The 24,266-nt window shown below is 67.9% G+C and carries 21 protein-coding genes; 11 read left to right on the forward strand and 10 right to left on the reverse strand.

Translation table 11 applies throughout. The features are described 5' to 3' along the window. Window positions 1-3: 3 nt before the first annotated feature. Window positions 4-1,854: a peptidylprolyl isomerase gene (locus D2T30_RS00310; RefSeq protein WP_128207178.1), complete on the reverse strand. Its 1,851-nt coding sequence runs from the start codon at window positions 1,852-1,854 to the stop codon at window positions 4-6. A 236-nt stretch (window positions 1,855-2,090) separates the two neighbouring features. Here D2T30_RS00310 and D2T30_RS00315 point away from each other — a divergent pair, with 236 nt between their 5' ends. Beyond that, window positions 2,091-2,480, forward strand: coding sequence for a tautomerase family protein (locus D2T30_RS00315; RefSeq protein ID WP_128207179.1), 390 nt, complete (start codon window positions 2,091-2,093; stop codon window positions 2,478-2,480). A 345-nt stretch (window positions 2,481-2,825) separates the two neighbouring features. Here D2T30_RS00315 and glyA read toward each other — a convergent pair whose 3' ends face one another. Beyond that, a complete protein-coding gene (glyA, locus tag D2T30_RS00320) occupies window positions 2,826-4,118 on the reverse strand; it encodes a serine hydroxymethyltransferase (protein WP_128207180.1) in 1,293 nt (430 codons plus the stop codon). Between the two features lie 196 nt (window positions 4,119-4,314). Between glyA and D2T30_RS00325 the strand changes: the two genes are divergently transcribed. Then, window positions 4,315-5,076, forward strand: coding sequence for an NAD kinase (locus D2T30_RS00325; RefSeq protein WP_128207181.1), 762 nt, complete (start codon window positions 4,315-4,317; stop codon window positions 5,074-5,076). A 4-nt stretch (window positions 5,077-5,080) separates the two neighbouring features. Here D2T30_RS00325 and D2T30_RS00330 read toward each other — a convergent pair whose 3' ends face one another. Further along, a complete protein-coding gene (locus D2T30_RS00330; RefSeq protein ID WP_164884165.1) occupies window positions 5,081-6,463 on the reverse strand; it encodes a sigma-54-dependent transcriptional regulator in 1,383 nt (460 codons plus the stop codon). A gap of 499 nt (window positions 6,464-6,962) precedes the next feature. Beyond that, window positions 6,963-9,242 carry an NADP-dependent malic enzyme gene (locus D2T30_RS00335; RefSeq protein WP_128182121.1) on the reverse strand — a complete coding sequence of 760 codons (2,280 nt, stop codon included), beginning with the start codon at window positions 9,240-9,242 and terminating at the stop codon, window positions 6,963-6,965. 134 nt (window positions 9,243-9,376) lie between these two features. Between D2T30_RS00335 and D2T30_RS00340 the strand changes: the two genes are divergently transcribed. From D2T30_RS00340 to D2T30_RS00360, 5 genes are all read left to right on the forward strand, one after another. Further along, entirely contained in the window at window positions 9,377-9,796 is a 420-nt protein-coding gene (locus D2T30_RS00340; RefSeq protein WP_277749547.1) for a cytidine deaminase, read from the forward strand. Continuing rightward, window positions 9,796-11,118 carry a thymidine phosphorylase gene (locus tag D2T30_RS00345; protein ID WP_128207184.1) on the forward strand — a complete coding sequence of 441 codons (1,323 nt, stop codon included), beginning with the start codon at window positions 9,796-9,798 and terminating at the stop codon, window positions 11,116-11,118. The genes D2T30_RS00340 and D2T30_RS00345 overlap by 1 nt, the downstream gene beginning before the upstream one ends. Then, entirely contained in the window at window positions 11,115-12,362 is a 1,248-nt protein-coding gene (locus D2T30_RS00350) for a phosphopentomutase (protein WP_128207185.1), read from the forward strand. Before D2T30_RS00345 ends, D2T30_RS00350 begins: the two co-directional genes overlap by 4 nt. A gap of 24 nt (window positions 12,363-12,386) precedes the next feature. Then, a complete protein-coding gene (gene upp / locus D2T30_RS00355) occupies window positions 12,387-13,019 on the forward strand; it encodes a uracil phosphoribosyltransferase (RefSeq protein WP_128182129.1) in 633 nt (210 codons plus the stop codon). Window positions 13,020-13,097: 78 nt separating this feature from the next. Continuing rightward, window positions 13,098-13,994, forward strand: a complete 897-nt coding sequence (locus D2T30_RS00360) for an SPOR domain-containing protein (protein ID WP_128207186.1) — start codon at window positions 13,098-13,100, stop codon at window positions 13,992-13,994. Window positions 13,995-14,128: 134 nt separating this feature from the next. Here D2T30_RS00360 and D2T30_RS00365 read toward each other — a convergent pair whose 3' ends face one another. From D2T30_RS00365 to D2T30_RS00380, 4 genes are all read right to left on the reverse strand, one after another. Then, complete coding sequence (locus tag D2T30_RS00365; RefSeq protein ID WP_128207187.1) at window positions 14,129-15,142, reverse strand: hypothetical protein; 1,014 nt, start codon at window positions 15,140-15,142, stop codon at window positions 14,129-14,131. Window positions 15,143-15,328: 186 nt separating this feature from the next. Further along, window positions 15,329-16,951 carry an AMP-binding protein gene (locus D2T30_RS00370; protein WP_128207188.1) on the reverse strand — a complete coding sequence of 541 codons (1,623 nt, stop codon included), beginning with the start codon at window positions 16,949-16,951 and terminating at the stop codon, window positions 15,329-15,331. A 350-nt stretch (window positions 16,952-17,301) separates the two neighbouring features. Further along, the gene (locus D2T30_RS00375) at window positions 17,302-17,706 is read right to left on the reverse strand and encodes a MerR family transcriptional regulator (protein WP_128182137.1); all 405 of its coding nucleotides are present in this window, start codon (window positions 17,704-17,706) and stop codon (window positions 17,302-17,304) included. Between the two features lie 294 nt (window positions 17,707-18,000). Next, the gene (locus D2T30_RS00380) at window positions 18,001-18,372 is read right to left on the reverse strand and encodes a MerR family transcriptional regulator (protein ID WP_128182139.1); all 372 of its coding nucleotides are present in this window, start codon (window positions 18,370-18,372) and stop codon (window positions 18,001-18,003) included. Between the two features lie 151 nt (window positions 18,373-18,523). Between D2T30_RS00380 and D2T30_RS00385 the strand changes: the two genes are divergently transcribed. The 3 genes from D2T30_RS00385 to D2T30_RS00395 are packed head-to-tail and all read left to right on the forward strand — an operon-like array spanning window position 18,524 to window position 20,769. Continuing rightward, entirely contained in the window at window positions 18,524-18,976 is a 453-nt protein-coding gene (locus D2T30_RS00385) for a PaaI family thioesterase (protein ID WP_241648364.1), read from the forward strand. Then, on the forward strand, window positions 18,973-19,470 hold the full coding sequence (locus tag D2T30_RS00390) for a PaaI family thioesterase (RefSeq protein ID WP_128182141.1): 498 nt from the start codon (window positions 18,973-18,975) through the stop codon (window positions 19,468-19,470). Before D2T30_RS00385 ends, D2T30_RS00390 begins: the two co-directional genes overlap by 4 nt. Beyond that, entirely contained in the window at window positions 19,471-20,769 is a 1,299-nt protein-coding gene (locus tag D2T30_RS00395) for an MATE family efflux transporter (protein WP_128207189.1), read from the forward strand. 73 nt (window positions 20,770-20,842) lie between these two features. On the opposite strand, the gene trpS is transcribed toward D2T30_RS00395, so the two are convergent. Next, complete coding sequence (gene trpS, locus D2T30_RS00400) at window positions 20,843-21,886, reverse strand: tryptophan--tRNA ligase (protein WP_128207190.1); 1,044 nt, start codon at window positions 21,884-21,886, stop codon at window positions 20,843-20,845. Window positions 21,887-22,028: 142 nt separating this feature from the next. Here trpS and D2T30_RS00405 point away from each other — a divergent pair, with 142 nt between their 5' ends. Next, window positions 22,029-22,712: a rhomboid family intramembrane serine protease gene (locus tag D2T30_RS00405; protein WP_128207191.1), complete on the forward strand. Its 684-nt coding sequence runs from the start codon at window positions 22,029-22,031 to the stop codon at window positions 22,710-22,712. On the opposite strand, the gene murJ is transcribed toward D2T30_RS00405, so the two are convergent. Then, window positions 22,713-24,260 carry a murein biosynthesis integral membrane protein MurJ gene (murJ, locus tag D2T30_RS00410; RefSeq protein ID WP_128207192.1) on the reverse strand — a complete coding sequence of 516 codons (1,548 nt, stop codon included), beginning with the start codon at window positions 24,258-24,260 and terminating at the stop codon, window positions 22,713-22,715. Between the last annotated feature and the right edge of the window lie 6 nt (window positions 24,261-24,266).

Here is a 24,266-nt window from a genome sequence, read left to right on the forward strand (position 1 = left end):
CTCCTATTGCATCTGCGCCTGCACGGCGTTGATCGCCGCCGTGTTGACGTTCAGGCCCAGTTTCGCCTCTGCCGCCGTGGCGAAAAGCGTCGCAAGGTCGTTGGACATGGACTGGCCGAGCCGCTGCGCAAGCGCGTCGCGCAGTTGCGCGGTTTCCGGCGCTGCGGGATCGGCGGCGATCGAGGCGCCGGGCACCAGCACGAAGACGCGGTCCTGATCGGTCACCATCGCGGCCTTGCCCGGCTCGGTCTCGAAGATCTTGCCGATCAGCGCGGTCGGCGCCCCTTCGATGAAGCCGGTGCGCTCGACCGGGGCCGAATTGGTGACCAGCAGCCCCTGATCCGCCAGAACGGCGCCCGCATCGACCGCGGCGACGACTTCCTCGGCGCGTTCGGTCTTCAGCCGGGCGAGTTCGTCGTTGCGCCAGTCCTCGATGACCCGGTCGCGCACCTCGGCGAAGGGGATCGGCGCGGCGGGGGTGATCCCGTCAAGCTGAAGCGCGAAGACGCCGCCATCGTCGAAGGTCCTGAGTTCGGGGAAATCCTGTTGCGTCACGCTGTTCGCGGCGGTGCGGAAATCCTCATAGGCGGCGATGCCGTCCTTGGTCTCCGGCGTCATCGAGATATGGCCAATCTCCATCTTGGTGTCCTTCGCCATGTCTTCCAGCGTCGCGCCGGAGGCCAGCCGGTCTTCCAGATCCGCCGTCATCGCGGTGATCATCGCGCGGGCCTGATCGATCGTCGCCTCGGCTTCCAGATCGGGTTTCGCCTGCTCGAAGGTGGTGTCGTCGGCGGGCAGGATGCCGTTCATCTTGAACAGTGCCGGGCCAAGGTCGGTCGCCACCGGCCCGACGACGCCCGGTTCGGTCAGCGCGAAGACCGCATCGGCCGCATTGCCCAGATCGCCCCGGGTCACTTCGCCCAGATCGATGTCGGTGATGTCGAGCCCGCGTTCCCGTGCCAGATCCTCAAAGCTGATCTGCCCCGCGTTCAGCCGGTCCGCCGCCTTCTGCGCCTCTTCCTCGGAGGGGAAGACCAGCTTGTCGACAAGCCGGCGTTCCGGCTGGCGGTATTCGTCGCTGCGCTGGTCATACATGGCGCGCAGGGTCGTATCGTCGGGCGTGGCCTCGTCCTTCAGCATGTCGGGCGTCAGCCAGACATAGGTGATCTCGCGGCTTTCGGGGCTGGTGTAGCGGTCCTGATGGGCGTCGTAATAGGATTGCAGCGCGGCCTCGTCCGGTGCGGCGGGCTGTTCGGTCAGGTCCATTTCCGTCACCTCGGCCCAGGACACCGGGCGGGATTCGGTGATGTAATCCGCATAGGCATCGACCAGCGTCTTCGGCGCGCTGACGCCCGAGGCGATGGCGCCCTGCAACAGGTTCCGCGCGATGTCGTCACGCACCTGACGCTCGAAATCGCCCTCGGTATAGCCCTGCTGGCGCAACGCCATGCGGTAGGTTTCGCGGTCGAACTGCCCGTTCGGTCCGTGGAAGGCCGAAGCCCCGGTGATCTGGCGCGCCACCTCGGCGTCGCCGATCGAAAGGCCAAGCCGGCGCGCCTCTTCGGACAGCGCGGCCTGCGCGAAAAGCTGCGCCTGCACCTGCTGGTCGATGCCGTAGCTTTTCGCCTCGGTCACGGTCAGCGGGCGGCCAATCTGCTGCTGCACCGCATTCATCTGCCGTTGCAGCGCGCGGGCATAATCGTTCACCGTGATGTCGGTATCGCCCACCGAGCCGATCTTCTGCGAGCCGCCCGAAAAGCTGGAAATGCCGAAGCCGCCAAGGCCCAGAACCATGACCGCCAGAAGGATCCAGACGACCACGCCTTTGCCGTGAGTGCGAAACTTGGTCGACATGCAGGAACCCCCGTTTTCAGGCCATTTGCGGCTGTTTAGGGCTTTGCCCCGCAGGCCGCAAGGCTTGGCCGCCCGACCCCGCGCGGAAGTGAGACGCCATATGGAGCCAGTCCGGGGCCGAAGACCCGTCCAGACCGGAATCCGCGTTGTCCGGCGCGCCCGCGCCCGCTAGCACGGGACAAGCCATGTGGAGGGCATGGGGGAGGGTCACCGACAGACGAGACAGGAGAAACCACATGCCTCTCATGCAATATCATGTCATCAAGGGCCGCACTCCGGAACAGATCGCGCTGCTGCTCGACACCGCGCATGACGCCATGGTGCGCAGCTTCGGGGTGCCGGAGGGCGACCGCTACCAGACCTTGCAGGAATATGAGCCGAGCCATCTGAAGGCGCTGGACACCGGGCTGGGCATTCCGCGCACGGAGAATTTCGTGCTGCTGCATGTCGTCTCGCGCCCGCGCGGGAAAGAGGCGAAGCAGGAATTCTACCGCAACCTCTGCGACGATCTGCAGGCGAAATGCGGGATCGCGCCTTCGGATGTGATGATCTCCTTCACCGAGAACAGCGACGAGGACTGGTCCTTCGGCTATGGCCGGGCGCAGTTCCTGACCGGCGAGCTGTGAGGCTTACGGTCTGAACAGTTCGCCCGGGGGATGGGGCGGCAGGGGGCCAGCCCCCTCGGCGCAAGCGCCTCACCCCCGGGATATTTATGGAAACACGAAAGCAAGAAGGCTGTTTCTGGTGGTCTTGGGTGCGCTTCATGGGCGCTTCCGGCCGCATAAGGAACAGACTTCCTGCCTTCATTCTTCCCTAAATATCCCGGGGGTGAATTTGCCGTCAGGCAAAGAGGGGGCTGGCCCCCTTTCTTCCTCTCCGCAGGACAGGGGTTTCCGGTTTCAGGCGCGGTCCCCACCGCGCAAAGGAAAAGGCGCCGGTCCGGCCGGCGCCTTTCTTGCGTTTTCCGGCGATCAGAGCGTGGGATAGAGGGGGAAGCGCTTCAGCAGGGTTTCGACCTTTGCCTTGACGGCGGCCTCGACCTCGGCATTGCCCTCCTCGCCATTCTTCGCGAGGCCATCGACGACCTCGACGATCAGGCGGCCGATTTCGCGGAATTCCTCTTCCTTGAAGCCGCGGGTGGTGCCCGCCGGGGTGCCGAGGCGCACGCCCGAGGTGACCGTCGGCTTTTCCGGATCGAAGGGGATGCCGTTCTTGTTGCAGGTGATATGCGCGCGGCCGAGCGCCTTTTCCGTCGCATTGCCCTTCACGCCCTTCGGACGCAGGTCGACCAGCATCACATGCGTGTCGGTACCGCCGGTGACGATGTCGAGCCCGCCCTTTTGCAGCTCATCCGCCAGCGCCTGCGCATTGGCGATGACCTGTTTGGCGTAGACCTTGAATTCGGGGCGCAAAGCCTCGCCGAAGGCGACGGCCTTGGCGGCGATCACATGCATCAGCGGGCCGCCCTGAATGCCGGGGAAGATCGCCGAGTTGACCTTTTTCGCGATCTCTTCGTTGTTGGTCAGGATCATGCCGCCGCGCGGGCCGCGCAGGGTCTTGTGCGTGGTGGTGGTGACCACATCCGCGTGCGGGAAGGGCGAGGGATGTTCGCCGCCCGCCACCAGACCGGCGAAATGCGCCATGTCGACCATCAGCCAGGCGCCGACCTCATCCGCGATCTTGCGGAATTCGGCGAAATCGATCTGGCGCGGAATGGCCGAGCCGCCCGCCACGATCAGCTTCGGCTTGTGTTCATGGGCGAGTGCCCGGACCTGATCGTAGTCGAGCAGGCTGTCCTGCTGGCGCACGCCATACTGGATCGCGTTGAACCATTTGCCGGACTGGTTCGGCTTGGCGCCGTGGGTCAGGTGGCCGCCGGCGTCGAGGCTCATGCCCAGGATCGTGTCGCCCGGTTTCAGCAGCGCGTTGAACACGCCCTGGTTCGCCTGGCTGCCCGAATTCGGCTGCACGTTGATGAAGGCCGCGCCGAAAAGCTGTTTCGCGCGGTCGATCGCCAGATTCTCCGCCACGTCGACGAACTGGCAACCGCCGTAGTAGCGCTTGCCCGGATAGCCTTCGGCATATTTGTTCGTCATCACCGAACCCTGCGCTTCCATCACCGCTTTCGACACGATGTTTTCGGAAGCGATCAGCTCGATCTCGTCGCGCTGGCGGCCGAGTTCGTCGGTGATGGATTTCCACAGATCGGGGTCACGGGTGGCGAGGCTTTCGGTGAAAAAGCCGGCGTCGCGTTGGTCAGTCATGGGCATCTCCTGACGCGGAATGGATGTATCGCGGCCCGTTTATCGCAGAAAATCCCGGGCTGAAAGCGTCCAAAGCGACTATCCGGGAAATTGCCGCGCCATCCGGGGCAGGGTGTGGCGGCCTGCGTTCGATTGGCCGCTTGTCTTTCCCCCCCCGGCTTGTCACACCTTCGGGGCAAACAGCGGAGAGTCGGCAGTGAACAAGCCAGGACATATCCATTTCGCGGCTGCGTCGGGCGAAAGCGCGCAGCAGGCCCTGGCGGAGCTGATCGCGCTTTACGGGCAGGCGCCGCTCGAGCGGGCGGATGTGATCGTGGCGCTTGGCGGCGACGGGTTCATGCTGCAGACGCTCCATGCCGACAGCGGCCTGCCGGTCTATGGGATGAACCGCGGCTCTGTCGGTTTCCTGATGAACGATTACGTGGTCGAGGACCTGCCCGATCGGCTCGCGCTTGCCGAGGAGGCGGTGATCAACCCGCTGTCGATGCATGCGCAGACGGCGGATGGCGCGCTGCACCGGCGGCTGGCGATCAACGAGGTGTCGCTGCTGCGGATGGGGCCGCAGGCGGCCAAGCTGCGGATTTCCGTGAACGGACGGCTCAGGATGGAAGAGCTGATCTGCGACGGGGCGATCGTGGCGACGCCCGCGGGGTCGACCGCCTACAACTATTCCGTCCACGGGCCGATCCTGCCGATCGGCTCGGACGTGCTGGCGCTGACGGGGATCGCCTCGTTCCGGCCGAGGCGGTGGCAGGGCGCGATCCTGCCGTCCTCCGCCGTGGTGCGGTTTGACATCCTCGAAGCCGACAAGCGTCCGGTGATGGCAGATGCCGATTCGCAGGCCGTGCAGCCGGTTCTCTGGGTCGAGGTCCGGTCCGAGCCGCTGGTGAAGCACCGCATCCTGTTCGATCCGGGCCATGGGCTCGAAGAACGGCTGATGCGCGAGCAGTTCGCCTGATCCTTCAGTCTTCGCCCGCCCTCCACTGCGAGATCTTGCGATAGACGGTCGAGGGCGACAGGCCCAGCTCTCGCGCCACATCGGGCACATATCCGTCATGGCGGCGTAGCGACGCCTCGATCAGCAGGCGCTCGACCCGGGCGAGCGGCATTCCGGCGAAGACGGACAGGTCGGCCGTGCCGGGAGGCGAACGTTCCGCATGGGGGTGCAGGTCGGCGGGCAGCATGTCGGGCGTCACCGGCTGGCCCGGATGGGCCTCGGCGATGCGGCGCAGCACCTCGGTCATCTGGCGCACATTCCCGGGCCAGTCCAGCGCGCGCAGGATCGCGGCGGTGGCGGGCGTCAGCCGGCCGATCGGCCGGCCCGCCTGCGTCGAGAACCGCGCCAGAAGGGTTTCCGCCAGCGGCACGATATCCTCTCGCCGTTCGCGCAGCGCCGGCATCCGCAGCGAGATCGTGGCGCTCAGCATCGCGGGGGCGAGGGCGCCGAGGTGGTTCGCATCCAGAGGCGGGGTGGTGGCCGAGCAGATCACCCGCACCCGCATGTCGGGCGGCAGCAGCCGCGGGTCGGTCCATTGCGGCACGGCCTGTGACAGGAAATGCGCCAGCAGCCCGTGCGCCTCGGGGGGCAGGGTGTGGATATTGCTCAGGAACAGCGTGCCGCCGCGCGCCTGCGCCGCCGCCCCGCCCCAGGGCATGGTGCTGCGCCGCGCGTCCTGCAACGAGCGGCCCAGAAGCGCGGGGGCGAATTCCTCGGCCGTCAGCGCCGTGCCGTCGAGCACGATGAACGGCCCCGCCGCGCGGTCGGACAGGTCGTGGATCATCTGCGCGCAGAGGTGCTTGCCGGTGCTGGCCTCGCCCCAGATGTAGACCGGCGCGCTGCTGGCCGCGGCCATGCGCAGCCGCGTGCCGAGTTCGCGCATCAGCGGCGAGAAGGCGATCAGCTCGCCCACCGGCATGTCCTCCTCGGGGCGGCTCGACGGATCCGCGGCCAGCACCGCGGCGCGGGCATTGCGGATCGCCGCGACGAGCCGGTCCGAGGTGACGGGCTTGACCAGAAAATCCTGCGCCCCCGCGCGTATCGCGGCGACGGCGCGTTCGATCGAACGATCCGCCGTCACCATGACGACCGCCGTCGCAGGCCTGAGCGCGATGAATTCGCGCATCAGCTCCAGCCCGTCGCTGTCCGGCAGGAACATGTCGAGCAGCACCACCCGCGCCTCGCTTTCGCGGAACTTCTCCCGCGCCTCGCGGGCCGAACGCGCGGTGATGCTGTGAAATCCCGCATCGCCCAGATAGGCCTGATAGATCGCCCGGAGCGAGGGGATGTCATCGACGATCAGGATGGGATCCTGTTCCGGACCGGAGACGACGGCGGTCTGTGTCATGCCCGATGCTCCCGCACGGGGCGGATCGTCGGCTTGCGGACATTCCGGTCGCAACGGTCTTGGAGCGGAAGGCTCTTCGAGCTGGAATTCATTTCTACCTTGGCCGTACTCGTCAGAGGCGCGATGCAAACATGGCGGTGCCGCTAGAGATACAGGCTCCCTTCTGCCGGCCTGTCTAGGACGGATTGCCTTATTAAACATGAAATAAAAAGGCTTACGAACCTCGGCAAGCAATCACGGAAAGATATGGGACATTGTAAACCCCATTTATTCCCGTTGGTATTTAATGTTGCGCAACCTTGAGGTGTTGTTACGTCATATGGGACAAATCGACGCCGGGTCAGCGATTTTCAGCGCAGGGATACGCGGAAAACCGTTCATGGCGCGGGGCGATGCGGGCGCGGCGGATCGGCTGTGACGGGGGTGGAGTGTCGCGGGGCGGGAAACGATTCGTCCCGGCCCATGCCGCGCCCGCCAAGGCGGACGCGGCGAAACGGGGTCAGCCGTAATAGGTGACCGGCGTGCCGGCCAGCGCCGACATGTTCAGCAGCCCGCGCGTGGTGATCGAGGGCGTGACGATATGCGCCTTGTTGCCCATCCCCATCAGGATCGGCCCGACCTCGAGCCCGCCCGCCTTCATCTTGAGGATGTTGCGCACGCCCGAAGCGGTGTCCGAATTGGCGAAGACCAGCACGTTGGCCATTCCTTCGAGCCGGCTTTGCGGCAGTTGCCGGCGGCGCAGCTCGGGGTCCAGCGCGCTGTCGACGTTCATTTCGCCCTCATAGACGAAATCCGGCTCGCGCTGGTCAAGCATGTCGAGCGCCGCCCGCATCCGCCGCCCGGAATCTGTGTCGAGGCTGCCGAACTGGCTGTGCGAACACAGCGCGACCTTGGGCACCAGCCCGAACCGGCGCACATGGCGCGCGGCGCCCAGCACCGCCTCGGTGATCTGTTCCGGCGTGGGTTCGTGATGCACCTGGCAATCGGCGATGAACATCGGCCCGTCTTCGAGGATCATCAGGCTCAGCGCCCCGATCGGATGCAGTCCGCCGCGGGCCAGCACCTCGCGCACATATTTCAGATGCCACAGATATTGCCCGAAGGTGCCGCAGATCAGGCTGTCGGCTTCACCGCGATGGACCATGATGGCGGCGATGGCGGTGGTGTTGGTGCGCATGATCGCGCGGGCAAGATCGGGCGTGACGCCCTGACGGGCCATCAGCTCGTGATAGGTGCTCCAGTAATCGCGGTAACGCGCGTCGCTTTGCGGGTTCACGATCTCGAAGTCGCTTTCCGGGCGCGGCGGCAGGCCCGCGCGGTCCCAGCGGGCGGCGATCACCTCGGGCCGGCCGATCAGGATCGGGCGGTCGGTGGTTTCCTCGATCATCGCGTTGGCGGCGCGCAGGACGCGCTCGTCCTCGCCCTCGGCAAAGACGATGCGGCGGGTGACGGTGGCGGCGGCCTCGAACACCGGGCGCATGATCATCGCCGATTTGAACACCGAGCCTTCAAGCTGCCGCCGGTAGGCGTCCAGATCCTCGATCGGCCGGGTGGCGACGCCGGTTTCCGTCGCGGCGCGCGCCACGGCCGAGGCGACGACGCCGATCAGCCGCGGGTCGAAGGGCTTCGGGATCAGGTAATCCGGGCCGAAGGTCAGCTTCTCGCCGCTGTAGGCCGCCGCCGTTTCCGCCGAGGTGGTGGTGCGGGCCAGCGCCGCGATTCCCTCGATGCAGGCGATCTGCATTTCGTCGTTGATCACCGTCGCGCCGCAATCCAGCGCACCGCGGAAGATGAAGGGGAAGCACAGGACGTTGTTGACCTGGTTCGGGAAATCCGACCGGCCGGTGGCGACGATGGCGCCGGGCGCGACCTTGCGCACCTCGTCGGGCAGGATTTCCGGGGTGGGGTTGGCCAGCGCGAAGATGATCGGATCCTTCGCCATTTTCGCGACCATCTCGGGCTTCAGCACGCCCGGACCGGAAAGGCCGAGGAACAGGTCCGCCCCGCCGATCACGTCGTCGAGGGTGCGCAGCTCGGTCTTTTGCGCATAGGCCGCCTTGTGCGGGTTCATGTCGCCGTTGCGGCCTTCGTAGACCAGCCCGTCGATGTCGCACAGCCAGACGTTCTCGCGCTTCACGCCGAGCTTCAGCAGCATGTTCAGGCAGGCGATGCCCGCCGCGCCGCCGCCGGTCGAGACGATCTTGACGTCCTCGAACTTCTTGCCCGCGATCTTCAGCGCATTGGTCGCCGCCGCGCCCACGACGATCGCCGTGCCGTGCTGGTCGTCGTGAAAGACCGGGATGTTCATCCGCTCGCGGCAGATCTTTTCGACGATGAAGCAGTCGGGGGCCTTGATGTCCTCAAGGTTGATCGCGCCGAAGCTGGGTTCCAGCGCGCAGACGATCTCGGCCAGCTTTTCCGGATCGGACTGGTTCACCTCGATGTCGAAGGCGTCGATATTGGCGAATTTCTTGAACAGGACCGCCTTGCCCTCCATCACCGGTTTCGAGGCCAGCGCGCCGATGTTGCCCAGCCCCAGAACCGCCGTGCCGTTCGACACCACCGCCACCAGATTGCCGCGCGCGGTATAGCGCGAGGCGGTGGACGGATCGGCCTTGATCTCAAGGCAGGCCTCCGCCACGCCCGGGGAATAGGCGCGGCTCAGGTCGCGGCCGTTCGCCAGCGGCTTCGTCGCCCGGATTTCCAGTTTGCCGGGTTTCGGGAATTCGTGATAGTCGAGCGCCGGATGGCGCCCCTGATCGTGCCTGGATTCGTCCATCGGGGCCTCTCTGGAACTGGTTTAGCGTTAAACCATCTGCTGGTTCGGGGAATAGGCGCGCGGGCGCGAGCGGGCAAGACCCAATCTCGCCGCTTGCATCACGAACCTGCGCGGCGCAGGATCGGCGCAACAGTCTGACGAACGATCCAACGGAGACCCGGATGTCCCTTCTTGATGCGGCGCGCGAGGTGCGCGGCAACGCCTATGCGCCCTATTCGCGGTTCAAGGTGGGGGCGGCGGTGCGCGCGGCCTCGGGCGCGGTCTACCGGGGCGTGAACGTCGAGAATGTCGCCTATCCCGAAGGCACCTGCGCCGAGGCCGGCGCCATCGCCGCAATGTGCGCGGCGGGGGAGACCGAGATCGTCGAGGTCGCGGTGATCGCCGACAGCCCGACGCCCGTGCCGCCCTGCGGCGGTTGCCGGCAGAAGCTCGCGGAATTCGGCCGGGCGGACACGCCGGTGACGCTGGCCACCACCTCGGGGCAGAAACTGCTCACCACGATCGGCGACCTGCTGCCCGGACGTTTCGACGCGAGCCATATGGACCGCTGCTGATGCAGGCCCGCGCGATCATCGCGGCGCTGCGCGCGCGCGGCAGGCTTTCGCCCGAGGCCGCCGGCTGGTTCGCCCGCGGCCTCGCCTCGGGCGAGGTGACGGATGCGCAGGCGGGGGCCTTCGCCATGGCGGTGCTGATGGGCGGGCTCGACACGCCGGGGCGGGTGGCGCTGACCGGGGCGATGCGCGACAGCGGGAAGGTTCTGGACTGGGACCTGCCCGGCCCGGTGGTGGACAAGCATTCGACGGGCGGCATCGGCGATTCGGTGTCGCTGCTGCTGGCCCCGGCGCTGGCCTGTTGCGGGGTCTATGTGCCGATGATCTCGGGCCGGGGGCTTGGCCACACCGGCGGCACGCTCGACAAGCTGGAGGCAATCCCCGGCTACCGCACCGCCATCGACGCGGACGGCTTGCGCCGCGTGGTCGAGGAAACCGGCTGCGCCATCGTGGCCTCGGGCGGCGACCTTGCCCCGGCGGACCGGCGGCTTTACGCGATCCGCGATGAATCGGCGACGGTGGAAAGCATCGACCTCATCACCGCCTCGATCCTGTCGAAAAAGCTGGCGGCGGGGCTTGAGGCGCTGGTGCTGGACGTCAAGGTCGGCTCGGGCGCCTTCCTGCCGGACATGGATCAGGCCCGGGCGCTGGCGCTGGCGCTGGTCGAAACGGCGAACGGGGCAGGGTGCCGCACCTCGGCGCTGATCACCGACATGAGCCAGAGCCTCGGCCATTCGGCGGGCAATGCGCTCGAGGTGCTTGAGGTGATGGAGACGCTCACCGGTTCCGCCGTGAACGAGGCCCTGTGGGACGTGACGGCGGCCCTGGGCGGCGAGCTTCTGGCGCTGGCCGGGCGGGCGAAGGACATGGACGAGGGCGCGGCGATGATCGACGCGGCGCTGCAATCGGGCCGCGCGGCGGAACGCTTCGGCAAGATGGTCGCGGCGCTTGGCGGCCCGGCGGATTTCGTCGAACGCTACCCCGACCGGCTGCCCTCCGCCCCGCAGCTTGCCCCGGTGCCCGCGCCGCGTGCCGGGTTCGTCACGCAGGTGAACGCCCGCGCGCTTGGCGAGGCGGTGGTGGCGCTTGGCGGCGGGCGGCTGAAGGCCACGGACCGGGTGAACCCCTCGGTCGGGCTGACCGGCCTTGCCGTGATCGGCGAGGAGATGGAGGAAGGCGAGCCGCTGGCCCTGATCCACGCCGCCTCGCGCGCGGATGCCGATGCGGCGATCGCGGCGGTGCTGGCGGCCTATGAGCTGGGCGAGGAACCCACCTCCGAGCCGCCCCTGATCCACGACCGGATCGGGCCGGAGGATGTCGCATGACCACGGATTCCGGACTGGCGGGCCGCGCCTTTCTGATCGTCATGGACAGCGCGGGCATCGGCGGCGCGCCGGATGCGGCGCGGTTCTTCAACGACGGGACGCCCGACACCGGCGCGAACACCATTGGCCACATCGCCGTCGAATGCGCGGCGGGGCGGGCGGAGACCGGGCGCAGCGGACCCTTGCGGATGCCGACGCTCGACGCCCTTGGCCTTGGTGCCGCGATCCGGCTGGCCTCGGGGCTGGCTGCGCCGGGGCTGGACGCCACGCCGCAGGGCCTCTGGGGCGCGGCGACCGAGGTATCGCACGGCAAGGACACACCTTCGGGCCATTGGGAGCTGGCGGGCGTGCCGGTGCCATGGGACTGGCATTACTTCCGCGCGCCGATGAACAGCTTCCCGCCCGATCTGGCGGCGCTGGTCGCCCGCGCGGCGGGGACGGAGGGGATCCTTGGCAACTGCCACGCCCCCGGCACCGCCATCATCGAGCGTCTGGGGGCCGAGCATCTGCGCACCGGCTGGCCGATCTGCTACACCTCGGCCGACAGCGTGTTGCAGATCGCCGCGCATGAGGAACGCTTCGGCCTCGACCGGCTGTTGCAGCTATGCCGCGAGATCGCGCCCGAATTGCACCGGATGCGGGTCGGGCGGGTGATCGCGCGGCCCTTCGTGGGCGAGCCCGGACATTTCATCCGCACCCCGAACCGGCGCGACTTCGCCATCGCGCCGCCCGCGGCGACGATCCTCGACCGCGCGCAGGCGGCGGGGCGCGCGACCCATGCGATCGGCAAGATCGGCGACATCTTCAGCCATCGCGGCATCGACCACCTGCACAAGGGCAAGGACGACGCCGCGCTGATGGATCACCTGATCCGGCTGGCGGACGAGGCCGGACCCGGCAGCCTGACCTTCGCCAATTTCGTCGAATTCGACAGCCTCTATGGCCATCGGCGCGACGTGGCGGGCTATGCGCGCGCGCTTGAATGGTTCGACGCGCGGGCGGGGGCGTTTCTGGCGCGGCTCAGGCCCGGCGATCTGGCGATCTTCACCGCCGATCACGGCAACGACCCGACCTTCACCGGCACCGATCATACCCGCGAACGGGTGCCTGTTCTGGGCGGTATCGTCTCCTCCGCAGGGATCGGTTTGAATCCGGTGGGGCAGGTGGGCTATGTGGATGTGGCGGCCTCGGTCGCCGCGCATCTCGGGCTGCCGGATCAGGGGCCGGGGCGCAGCTTTCTATAAGGGAAACGGACGGGGATGGGACAGATGGATGAATTCGTGACGGTGGTGGATCACCCGCTTGTGCAGCACAAGCTGACCCTGATGCGCGAGAAGGAAACCTCGACCGCCGGTTTCCGCCAGCTCCTGCGCGAGATCAGCCTGCTGCTCGCTTATGAGATCACCCGGGGGCTGGAGCTGACGACGAAGCGGATCGAGACGCCGCTCTGCGAAATGGACGCGCCGATCCTTGAGGGCAAGAAGCTCGCGCTGGTGTCGATCCTGCGCGCGGGCAACGGTCTCCTGGACGGCATTCTGGAACTGATCCCGGCGGCGCGGGTGGGCTTCGTCGGGCTCTACCGCGATCCGGATACGCTCCAGCCCGTCGAATATTACTGCAAGGTGCCGCCGATGCTGGACGAACGCATGGTGATCGTCGTCGATCCGATGCTGGCCACGGGCAACAGCTCCGCCGCCGCGATCCAGATGCTGAAGGACCGGGGCGCGAAGAACATCCGCTTCCTGTGCCTGCTGGCCGCGCCCGAGGGCATTGCCCATATGCGCGCCGCGCACCCGGATGTGCCGATCGTCACCGCCTCGATCGACGAAAGGCTGGACGATCACGGTTACATCCTGCCGGGTCTGGGCGACGCGGGCGACCGCATGTTCGGCACGAAATAGCATAACCTCGGAGTTTCTTTACTCGTGCCGGATATACGGACATTGTGCCAGTCGACCAGTTCTGTTTCGGGGAAAGCGATGCCGCCTGTCCCGGCGCCAATCCTGATGATCGCGGGCCTTCTGTCCTGCATCGCGCTGGTCGCCGGCGCGCCGGCCTCTGCCGCCCCGGCGGAGTTGCCCCCGGCCTCCTACACCGGCGCGCAATATGTGGACAGCACCGGCTGCGTGTTCATCCGTCCCGCTCCCGACGCGGAATGGGAACCGCGCCAGACCCGCGACGGCCAGCCGCTCTGCGGCTATGAGCCGACGCGGACCGAACCCGGCCCCGCGGCGGAACGGGCGGTCGAGGCCGCGCCCGCCGCCCCCGCCCCTGCGGACCGGGTGCCGGGCCTGTCGCAGCGGCTCGCCGCCCTGCAGCCCCCGCGCGCCCTGACGATCACCGGGGCGAAGACCATTCCCGGTGCCTTCACCGCCTGTCCGGACGCGCCGGTGACGGTGCAGCGCTACATCCTGTCGGACGGCCGGATGGTGATGCGCTGCGGTCCGCAGATCGACGATCCGGCAGGGTTCATCAACGGCGCCGGAGTGCGCGGGTTGCGGGTGCAGGGCTCGGATGTGCCGGACCTGCCGCTGCCCGCGACGGCGGCGATGCTGGCGACGCTGCGCGACACCCTGCGCCAGCCTCCCGCCGCCGCGCCCAAGGTGTCAGGCGGTCACCATGTCCGCTCCGCCCCGGCGCGTCTCTCGCCCAATGGCGAACGCTATGTGCAGGTCGGCGCCTTCGCCGATCCGGTCAATGCCGAACGGGTCAAGGCGCGGCTGCGCGCGCTTGGCCTGCCGGTCTCCGTCGGCGCGGCACGGATCGGCGGCAAGGCGGTGCAGGTGATCTACGCCGGCCCCCTGACCGGGGAACAGGCCCCACAGGCCCTGCGCAATATCCGCACCAATGGTTTCCGCGACGCCATCCTGCGCTGAAACCCCCAAAGCCGCCTTCTGGCCGTCGTTTTTCCATAAATATCCCGGGGGTGAATTGGCCGCAGGCCAAGAGGGGGCGGCGCCCCCTTCCTCCCTCACCGCACCGCGCAACGCCTGTTCCCGAAACTCCAGCCTCAGTTGCAGATGTCCTGAAGCGCGATCCACCGCGCCTCGTCCAGCACCGGGCGCGGGGAGGAGCGGCCAAGGAACGGGTCCCCCTCGATCAGCGGCAGCACGCTTTCGCCGGTCGGGTCCAGCGCATAGGCATAGGGGGTCGAGGAAACCCCCGCCGCGGCAAAGGCCCTCAGCAGGCTTTCGTCATCCGGGCGTTGCGGCGTGTCCTGCATCAGCACCTTGCCGTAGCCCTTCACCACATCCTCCGGCAGCTGCGCCCCGGCCAGCAGCCGCAACGAGGTGCCCAGCCCCGCCCAGTCAAGGAACGGTCGCATCGGATTGCGCCCCCGCTCGGCCAGTTCCGTCGCGATCACCATGCCGGCGATCACCTCGGGCGTTTCCCGGCCGGTGACGGCCTCGCGCCCCAGCACGACGATATTGCCGGGCAGGACGATGCCGCTTTCGCGCCCGCGCGGCACGATGACGATCTGAGCCGTGCCCGGCAGCCGGTCGGTCAGCGCGACCAGCGCCTCGTCGCCGCCGGTGGAATGGCAGGGGCTGCCGGTCTGGCGCGTCATGTCGGCCAGGATGGCACGGCCGATCTCGGCGCGGGTCGCGGCGGGGGCGATGCGCGCCGCCTGTTCGACCAGCGCCGAGGGCAGCCAGACCGCCCCCAGCACCAGCGCCCCCACCACCGCCGCGCCCGTCAGCCAGCCACGCAGCCGCCCCGGATGCGGCTGCGCCGCCTCCAGCGCCGCCTGCACCTTCTCGATCGCGGCGATCATCGCCTCGTCCTCGATCTCCAGATCCTCGCCCGGTTCCTCCGACGGGGCAAAGACCGCCGGCCGCCTGCCGGGATTGTGCCGCACCAGCGCCGCCAGCGACCAATGCGCCAAAGGCCGCTCCGCGCGACCGTCGAAGATCACCAGCGTCGCATCCCCGAATGACACGATGACCTCGCGGCGCTGCGCCTCGGCTGTCTCGCGCCAGAGCCCCAGGGCCTCGAGCCGTTCATACTGTGGGAGTGCGGTCATTCCGGCCCCGGATTGGTCCTGTCGTGCCGCAGGATACCCATTCGCGGGGGCGGGTCAATCGGCCCTCGGTCGCGGGGACCGGGCGGGCGCGGCGCCGGGACCCGCGCGGGCGCGCCGGGCCGGGCGGCAGGCGCGCAGCGGCTGCGGCGCCGGAGGGGGCTCGATGCCCCCTCCGGCGCCTCCTCCTCACAGAAGCTTCGCCACGGCGCGCAGCTCGAACTTCTGGATCTTGCCGGTCGAGGTTTTCGGCAGATCGGCGAAGATCACCCGCTTCGGCGTCTTGAACCCCGCCAGCCGCTCGCGGCAAAAGCGGATGATCTCCGCCTCGTCCACCTCGGCGCCGTCCTTCACCTCGATGAAGGCGCAAGGCACCTCGCCCCATTTCTCGTCGGGCTTGGCCACGACCGAGCACAGCGACACCGCCGGATGCGCCGCGATCACCCCCTCCACCTCGACCGAGGACACGTTCTCCCCGCCCGAGATGATGATGTCCTTCGCCCGGTCGGTGATCTTGATGTAACCGTCCGGATGCATGAAGGCGATGTCGCCGGTGTGGAAATACCCACCTTCAAAGGCCTCCCGCGTCGCCTGCGGGTTGCGGTAATAGCCCTTCATCACGGTGTTCGAGCGGATCATGATCTCGCCCAGATGCTCGGCGTCGCGGGCGACCTCCCGGCCCTGGTCATGGACGGTGACGGTTTCCACCATCGGCATGGCGACGCCGGTGCGCGCCTTGATCGCGGCGCGCTCGTCCCCGGCGATGCCCTTCCATTCCGGCTTCCAGGTGCAGTCGGTGGCGGGGCCGTAGACCTCGGTCAGGCCGTAGACCTGCGTCACGTTGAAGCCCAAAGGCTCGATCGCGGCCAGCGTCGAGGCGGGCGGCGGCGCCCCGGCGGTAAAGATCTCGACCACATGGTCGAAAGGGCGCCGGTCGCTGTCCTTCGCATTGACGATCGCGTTCAGCACGATCGGCGCGCCGCCGAAATGCGTCACCCCGTGGTCCGCGATCGCGTCATAGATCGTCTTCGCCGAGATATCGCGGCAGCACACCGTCGTGCCCCCCAGCAGGGGCATCATCCAAGGATGGGTCCAGCTATTGCAATGGAACAGCGGCACGATGGTCAGCAGCACCGGATAAAGCTGCATCCGCCAGGAAATCATGTTCCCCATCGTCGCCAGATAGGCGCCGCGATGGTGATAGACGACCCCCTTCGGCTTGCCCGTCGTGCCCGAGGTGTAGTTCAGAGCGATGCTTTCCCATTCGTCTTCGGGCATGATCCAGTCGAACATCGGATCGCCGCTTGCGATCAGCGCCTCGTATTCCAGATAATGCCCGCCCGCCGGCCAGCCGAATTCCGGATCGGCGACCTCGACGATCTGCGGCGCGGGGCCCTGCATCTGCTTCACCGCCCCCTCGGCCAGCTTCAGGAACTGCGTGTCGCACAGCACCATCTTCGCGCCGGAATGCTCGAAGATATAGGCGACGGTATCCACGTCGAGCCGGGTGTTGATCGCGTTCAGGATCGCGCCTGCCGCGGGCACGCCGAAATGCGCCTCGACCTGCGGCGCGGTGTTGGGCAGGATCGTCGCCACCACATCGCCCGGCCGGATGCCGCGCGCGACCAGCGCCGAGGCGAGCTGGCTCACCCGCGCATGAAAATCCACGTAATTGCGCCGGATGGATCCGTGGATCACCGCCGTGCGTTCCGGGAACACCTCAAGCGCGCGATTCAGGTGGGACAATGGTGTCAGCGGCACGAAATTCGCCGCGCATCTGTCCAGTCCCGTCTCGTCAGCCAACCAACCCATGTCGCTCCCCCCTTGTGGCTCATGGCCCCCCTCGGCTCATGATCTGCGTCATCGCAATGACGGTGCGATAATTGGCAAGGCCCGTCGCGAAGGGAAGGGGGCGGGGACCGCCCGCGCGGGAATTACGTCACGTCACGAAGGTCCCCCTCCGCCCCACCGGGGCCGTGTCCGCCGGACAGGGCGAAATGGCCGGTCCGGCGCCGAACGGGGATGGCCGCGCGTTTTCGCGCCGCGCCCGCGACGTTCCTTTGACGCGCGCCCCCGTGCCGGACCGGCGCGAAACGCCCCCGGCACGGGATCCGGCCCTCTCCGTCTGTCCCTTACCGGCCCGGCCAGCGGGCCTCCGACGCCTATTCGGCGGCGGTGTGCAGGTTCGCAGCCTCGCCCGCTATCCGGCGTTCGCCCCAGAGGATCTGCTCGCGCAGTTCCTCGATCGCCAGCCCCAGTTCGTCGCGCTGGCGATACATCTCCTCCAGCCGCCGCCGCGCGACCTTCAGCGTCTCCGACAATTGCGTGCGGTGCTTGTCGTCCGCGTCGTAAAGGTTCAGCAATTGCCGGATATCCTCGAGCGAGAAGCCAAAGCGCTTGCCCCGCAGGATCAGCTTCAGCCGCGCCCGGTCGCGCCGGGTGAACAGCCGTTTCTGCCCTTCGCGGATCGGCGACAGAAGCTCTTTCGATTCGTAGAAACGCAGGGTGCGCGGCGTCACTTCGAACGTGTCGCACATTTCCCTGATGGTCATCACATGTTGGGTCATCGACGTCCTCCCCCGTCGGTTGACAACGATCGCCCGGGGGCCTCCCTCCGCCCGGACCGGCAAGCCTGCGCCAAAGACACAGCCTTCCCCCACGTAGTGTCCGGAAAAGAACGCCGCGCGTAAAGCGGAATATGGCGCTAACCGGCCTTCGGGACGCATTCACCCCCCGAACGGGCCGTCTGCCCTTCATCTTTCCTCAAATATCCCGGGGGTGAGGCTGAAAGCCGAGGGGGCGGCGCCCCCTGACGCCCTCTCCGCGCGCGCAACCTCTCCGCGTGCAACCGCGGCGTCTGGCTATTCCTTCTTCAGGGTCTCGGCCACGTCGTCGCGCAGGCGGCGCAGATCCTCGATGGTGGTCGCCAGCTCGTCATACTGCTTTTGCAGCACCAGCAACTGCCGGTCGGCCAACTCGACCCAGACGCGATATTGCTCCTCGGTGCCCTTCTTGTCGTAGATCTCCAGCCATTGCCGCAGCTCCTCGAGCGAAAAGCCGAACCGCCGCCCGCGCAGGATCAGCGTCATCCGCGCCACCTCGCGCGGACCGTAGAAGCGGGACCGGCCTTCCCTCTGCGGGGCGAGAAGCTCGATATACTCGTAGTAACGCAGGGTGCGCGGGGTCACGTCGAAACGTGCGCACATCTCCTTGAAGGTCAGAACATCGGCCATCGCAATCTCCCTCGGGGCGGAAGCTAATATGGGCGGGGCGCGGCTTCAACCGCGATCGCATCCCCGGTGACGCTGCGGTGTGGCACGCGCGAGGCCGCTTGCGCGCATCGCGCCGGCGAAGGATAGTGCGGCGGCGAAGACAGGTGAGATGATGGAAACCGATCCCCAGATGGCGGCGCTGCTGGCCCGCGCGCGGCAGTTCCTTGCGATGATCCCGCTCGGTCAGGCGCTGGCGTTCCGCCTCGATCAGATCGGCGGCGGGCGGGCGGTGATCTCGATGCCCTGGGACGAACGGCTGATCGGGGACCCGCGCACGGGGGTGATCCACGGCGGCGCGATCTCGGCGCTGATGGATACCTGCTGCGGCGCGGCGGCGATCAGCCATCCCGAGGGGCCGGAGATGACCGCGACGCTCGACCTGCGGATCGACTACATGCGCCCGGCGGCGGCGCGCCAGCGGATCACCGCCACGGCCGAGGTATTCCGCATGACCCGCTCGGTCGCCTTCCTGCGCGCCACCGCCTGCGACGAACAGGAAGGCCAGCCCGTCGCCACCGCGACCGCGGCCTTCACCGTGGATTTCCCGAAAGAGGACCGCACATGACCCGCCCGCCCGAACCCGTTCAGGTCGTCAAGCAGCGCCGCGACGCCGCGCTGCGGGCACTGGTGTCCGGCGTGCCCTATATCGGCTTCCTCGGCGTCCGGTTCGAGCGGCTGGGGGATGAGCTGACCGCCGTCCTGCCGTTTCAGGACAAACTGATCGGCAACCCGCTGCTGCCGGCGCTGCATGGCGGCGCGACCTCGGCCTTCCTCGAGGTCACGGCGATCGTCGAGCTGGCCTGGGCCACCCTCTGGGCGGATCTGGAGGCGGGTCGCATCGACCCCGACATCGCCGAGACGATGCTGCCGCGCCTGCCCAAGACCATCGATTTCACCGTGGATTTCCTGCGCACCGGCCTGCCGCGCGACGCCTATGCCCGGGCGCGGGTGAACCGCTCGGGGCGGCGCTACGCCTCGGTTCAGGTGGAGGGATGGCAGGACAACCGCGCCCGTCCCTTCATTCAGGCCACCGGCCATTTCCTGATGCCCGACGCCTGAATGGAACCGATAGACCACCGCCGGGTGCTGCGCGTCGCAGTGCCGATCGTGCTGTCGAATGCGACGGTGCCGCTGCTCGGGCTGGTGAACACCGGCGTCGTCGGGCAGCTTGGTCAGGCGGCGCCCATCGGCGCGGTGGGGATCGGGGCGGTGATCCTCGTCTCGCTCTACTGGATCTTCGGCTTCCTGCGGATGGGGACCACGGGCCTCGTCGCGCAGGCGAAGGGGCAGGGCGACACGCGCGAGGGGGCGGCGGTGCTGATGCGCGCGCTCCTGATCGCCTTCGCGGCGGGGCTGGGGCTCGTGCTGCTGCAAGGCCCGCTGTTCTGGGGCGCCTTCCGCATCGCCCCCACCAGCGACGAGGTCGAGGCGCTGGCCCGATCCTACCTGTCGATCCGCATCTGGGGCGCGCCCGCGACGATTGCGCTCTACGCCCTGACGGGGTGGCTGATCGCGCTCGAACGGACGCGGGCGGTGCTGGTGCTGCAACTGTGGATGAACGGGCTGAACGTGGTGCTGGACCTCGGCTTCGTGCTGGGGCTCGGCTGGGGCGTGCCCGGCGTCGCGGCGGCAACGCTGATCGCGGAATATGCCGGGCTCGCGCTGGCGCTGTGGTTCGTGCGCGAGGTGTTTTTCGCCCGCCCCGGCCGCGCCGCGGTCTTCGACCGCACCCGCCTGCTGCGGATGGCGCGGGTGAATACCGACATCATGGTCCGGTCGGTCCTGCTGCAAGGCTGCTTCACCGCCTTCCTGTTCCTCGGCGCGGGCGAGGGGGACATCGCCCTTGCCGCCAATCAGGTGCTGCTGCAATTCCTTGAAATCACCGCCTATGCGCTCGACGGCTTCGCCTTCGCGGCGGAAACGCTGGTGGGGCAGGCGGTCGGCGCGCGCGACCCGCGCGGCGTGCGGCGCGCGGCCATCGTCGCCTCGCGATGGGGGGCGGGCGGGGCGCTGGCGCTCAGCCTCGTCTTCATGCTCGCGGGGCCGGCGCTGATCGACCTGATGGCCAGCGCGCCCGAGGTGCGGGAAACCGCGCGCCATTACCTGCCGTGGCTCTGGCTCATGCCGATGGTCAGCGTGGCGGGCTACATGTTCGACGGGATCTTCGTCGGCGCGACGCTGACGCGCGAGATGCGCAACGCCGTCGCGCTGTCGGTCGCGGTCTATGCCGTGGTGCTGGCCATCGCGCTGCCGCTGTTCGGCAATCACGGCCTCTGGGCGGCGCTGACGGCGCTGAACACGGCGCGCGGCCTGACCATGGCGCGGCTCTACCCCCGGGCCGAGGCAAAGGCCGCCTGAACGCGCCCCTGCCTTCATTCTTCCATAAGTATCCTGCGGGGGTGCGGGGGCGCAAAGCCCCCGCCGCGACGGATCAGCCGCGCACCATCCCCATGATGTCGAGCGCCTGTTCCAGGATCGGCTGCGCGATGGCGCGCGCCTTGCCCGCGCCCTGCGTCAGGGTCCGGTCGATTTCCGCCGGATCGTTCATCAGCCGCGCCATCTCGGTCGAGATCGGTTCGAGCTTCGCCACCGCCAGATCGGCCAGCGCCGGCTTGAACACGCCCCAGCCCTGACCGCCGAATTCCGCGATCACATCCGCCGCCGTCCGGCCCGCCAGCGCTGCGTAGATGTTCACGAGGTTGCGCGCCTCGGCCCGGCCTTCCAGCCCCTCGAGGCTTTCGGGCAAAGGCGCGGGATCGGTCACCGCCTTGCGGAACTTCTTCGCGATCGTGTCGGCGTCATCGGTCAGGTTGATCCGGCTGGCGTCCGAGGGATCGGATTTCGACATCTTCTTCGAGCCGTCCTTCAGGCTCATCACGCGGGTCGCCGTGCCCTCGATCAAGGGCTCCGGCGCGGGGAAGAAATCCACCCCGTAATCGTGGTTGAACTTCGCCGCGATGTCGCGGGTCAGCTCCAGATGCTGCTTCTGATCCTCGCCCACCGGCACCATCGTCGCGTGATAGGTCAGGATGTCCGCCGCCATCAGCGACGGATAGGCCAAAAGCCCGAGCGAGGAATTCTCGGCGTTCTTGCCCTGGGTCTTATCCTTGAACTGGGTCATGCGGTACATCCAGCCGATGCGGGCGACGCAGTTCAGCAGCCAGGCCATTTCCGCATGGGCGGAAACCTGCGACTGGTTGAACAGGATGGACCGCGCCGGATCCACCCCCGAGGCGATGAAGGCCGCCGCCGCCTCGCGCGTCTGCCGCCTGAGCGCCTCCGGTTCCTGCCAGACCGTGATCGCATGCAGATCGACGAGGCAGTAGATCGTCTCGATCCCCTCGTCCTGCTTTTCGGCGAACCGCTTCAGCGCGCCCAGATAGTTCCCCAGCGTCAGGTTCCCCGACGGCTGAATCCCCGAAAAGACGCGGGGGGTGAACTTGGCATTGGGATCGGCAGGCGTATCGGTGGTCATGGCATTCTCCTCGGCCGGGCTGGAAATCGGCTGTGGGACGGCTTATCGCTAAAGCGCGCGGGGCGTCAACCGAGGCCCCGCCCAAAGCGCCTGCCATAACCGCCCGCCGGAACCCTCCGGCCAGCCCCCTTGAGGAGAGTCCATGCGCCCGGGTCATGACCTGCATCCGATCAACCCGCTGCCGCCGGTGGTGTGGCTGCTCTGCGGCCCCATCATCGCCGGAGAGATCCTGTTCGGCCTCGGCCAGTCCGGCCTGTTCGGCAATGCCGCGATCGGCTGGCGTCTCGACGCGCTGCAACGCTTCGCCTTCGGGCCGGACATCCTGCGCGGCATGATCGCGCAGAACATCTGGCCGTGGCGGCAGGTGGTGCGGATCCTGACCTATCCCTTCGTGCATGGCGCCTTCTTCCACGCGGCGATGGTGCTGGTGTTCACGCTCGCGCTTGGCAAGATGGTGGGCGAGATCTTCAAGGGCTGGGCCGTGGCGGCGGTGTTCTTTGCCGCGACGATCTCCGGCGCGCTGGTCTATACCGCGGTGCCTTTCACGCAGGGCGCGCTTTACGGCGGCTATCCGGGGGCCTACGGGCTGATCGGCGCCTTTACCTGGATGCTGTGGATGCGGCTTGGGCAGGCGAATGCCAACCGGGGGCGGGCCTTCGTCTTCATCGGCGCGCTGATGGGGATCCGTCTGCTGTTCGGGCTGCTGTTCGGCGGCACGCCCGACTGGATCGCCGATTTCACCGGCTTCGGCGCGGGGTTCCTGATCTCGTTCCTCGTGGCGCCGGGGGCGTGGCGGCGGATGCTGGGGCAGATCCGGCGCCGCTGATCAGGCGCGCTTGCGCCGCAGCATGGATTTCAGATCGCCCGGCCGGTAGGCGCCGATCAGCGCGCCGAAGCCGAAATAGACCACGATCCCGCCGCCGCACAGCAGGCCGAGCGCCCCCCACCGCGCGCCGCGCTCCGCGAGCATCGGCGCCAGCGCATCGGCCGCAAGCCACAGCACCACACCCATCGCCGCCGAGGCGATGGTGATCCGCCAAAAGCGTTTGCGGAACCGCGCATCCAGACGCGCCGCATCGCCCATGCCGCGCACCCCCCACCAGAGCTGCGCTAGCATCACCCAGCCCGACACCGTGGTGGCCCAGGCGGCGGCGGCAAAGCCCATCACCGGCATCATGCCCACCGCGAAGCCCGCATTCACCAGCATCGAGACGATGGCATAGTAGAACGGCCGCCGCGTATCCTCGCGCGCGTAATACAGAGGTTGCAGGACCTTTTGCAGCACGAAGGCGGGCAGGCCGATGCCATAGATGGCCAGCGCCAGCGCCGTCGCCACGGTATCCTCGGGCCGCCACGCGCCGCGGTCATAAAGGACGGAAATCAGCGGCCCCGCGATCACCACCAGCGCCACCGCGGCAGGCAGCGTCAGGAACAGCGCGAATTCCGCCCCGCGCGAAAAGCTGTCGCGCGACGCGACGGCATCCCCCGACCGCAGGTGCCGCGACAGCACCGGCAGCAGCACCGTGCCGATCGCGATGCCGACGACGCCAAGCGGAAGCTGATACAGCCGGTCGGCATAGGACAGCCACGCGACCGCGCCCTCGGTGAACGAGGCCACCTGCCGCCCGACGATCAGGTTGACCTGCACCACGCCGCCCGCCAGAACCGCAGGCCCCGCGATGACCAGCAGCCGGCGCATCTCGGGCGACATGCGCGGCACGCCGGGCCACAGCGTGAAGCCCAGCCGATGCGCCGCCCACCAGGTAAAGGCGAACTGCGCCACCCCCGTCACCGGCACCGTCCATGCGAGCGTCAGCCCCATGTCCCAGCCGAACCTGTCGGCGAGCCACATGGCGATGATGAAGATCAGGTTCATCAGGACGGGAACCAGCGACGCCTCGGTGAACTTGCCGAAGGCGTTCAGCACGCCCGACAGCAGCGCCACGAGCGAGATGAACAGGATATAGCTGAACCCGATCCGGCCGTAGAGCACCGCCAGCGTGAACCGTTCGTCGCCGTGAAAGCCCGAGGCCATCGCCCAGACGAGCCACGGCATCAGCGCCGTGCCGATCAGCGTGAAGATCAGCAGCACCGCCGTCAGGCCGGAAAACGCCTGCTGCGCGAAGGCCTTGGGATCCTCGCCGCTTTCCAGCCGCTTGGCGAACATCGGCACGAAGGCCATGTTGAACGCGCCCTCGGCAAAGAAGCGGCGGAACATGTTGGGCAGCGAAAAGGCGATCAGGAACGCCTCGGCCACCGGCCCGGCGCCCAGATAGGCCGCCATCATCATGTCGCGGGCAAAGCCCAGAAGGCGCGACCCGAAGGTCCAGGCGCCTACGGTGAGGAAGCCCCTCACAAGTCGGATCGGTTTCATGCCTGC

The organism is Paenirhodobacter populi, from assembly GCF_004022215.1.
GTDB lineage: Bacteria > Pseudomonadota > Alphaproteobacteria > Rhodobacterales > Rhodobacteraceae > Rhodobacter > Rhodobacter populi.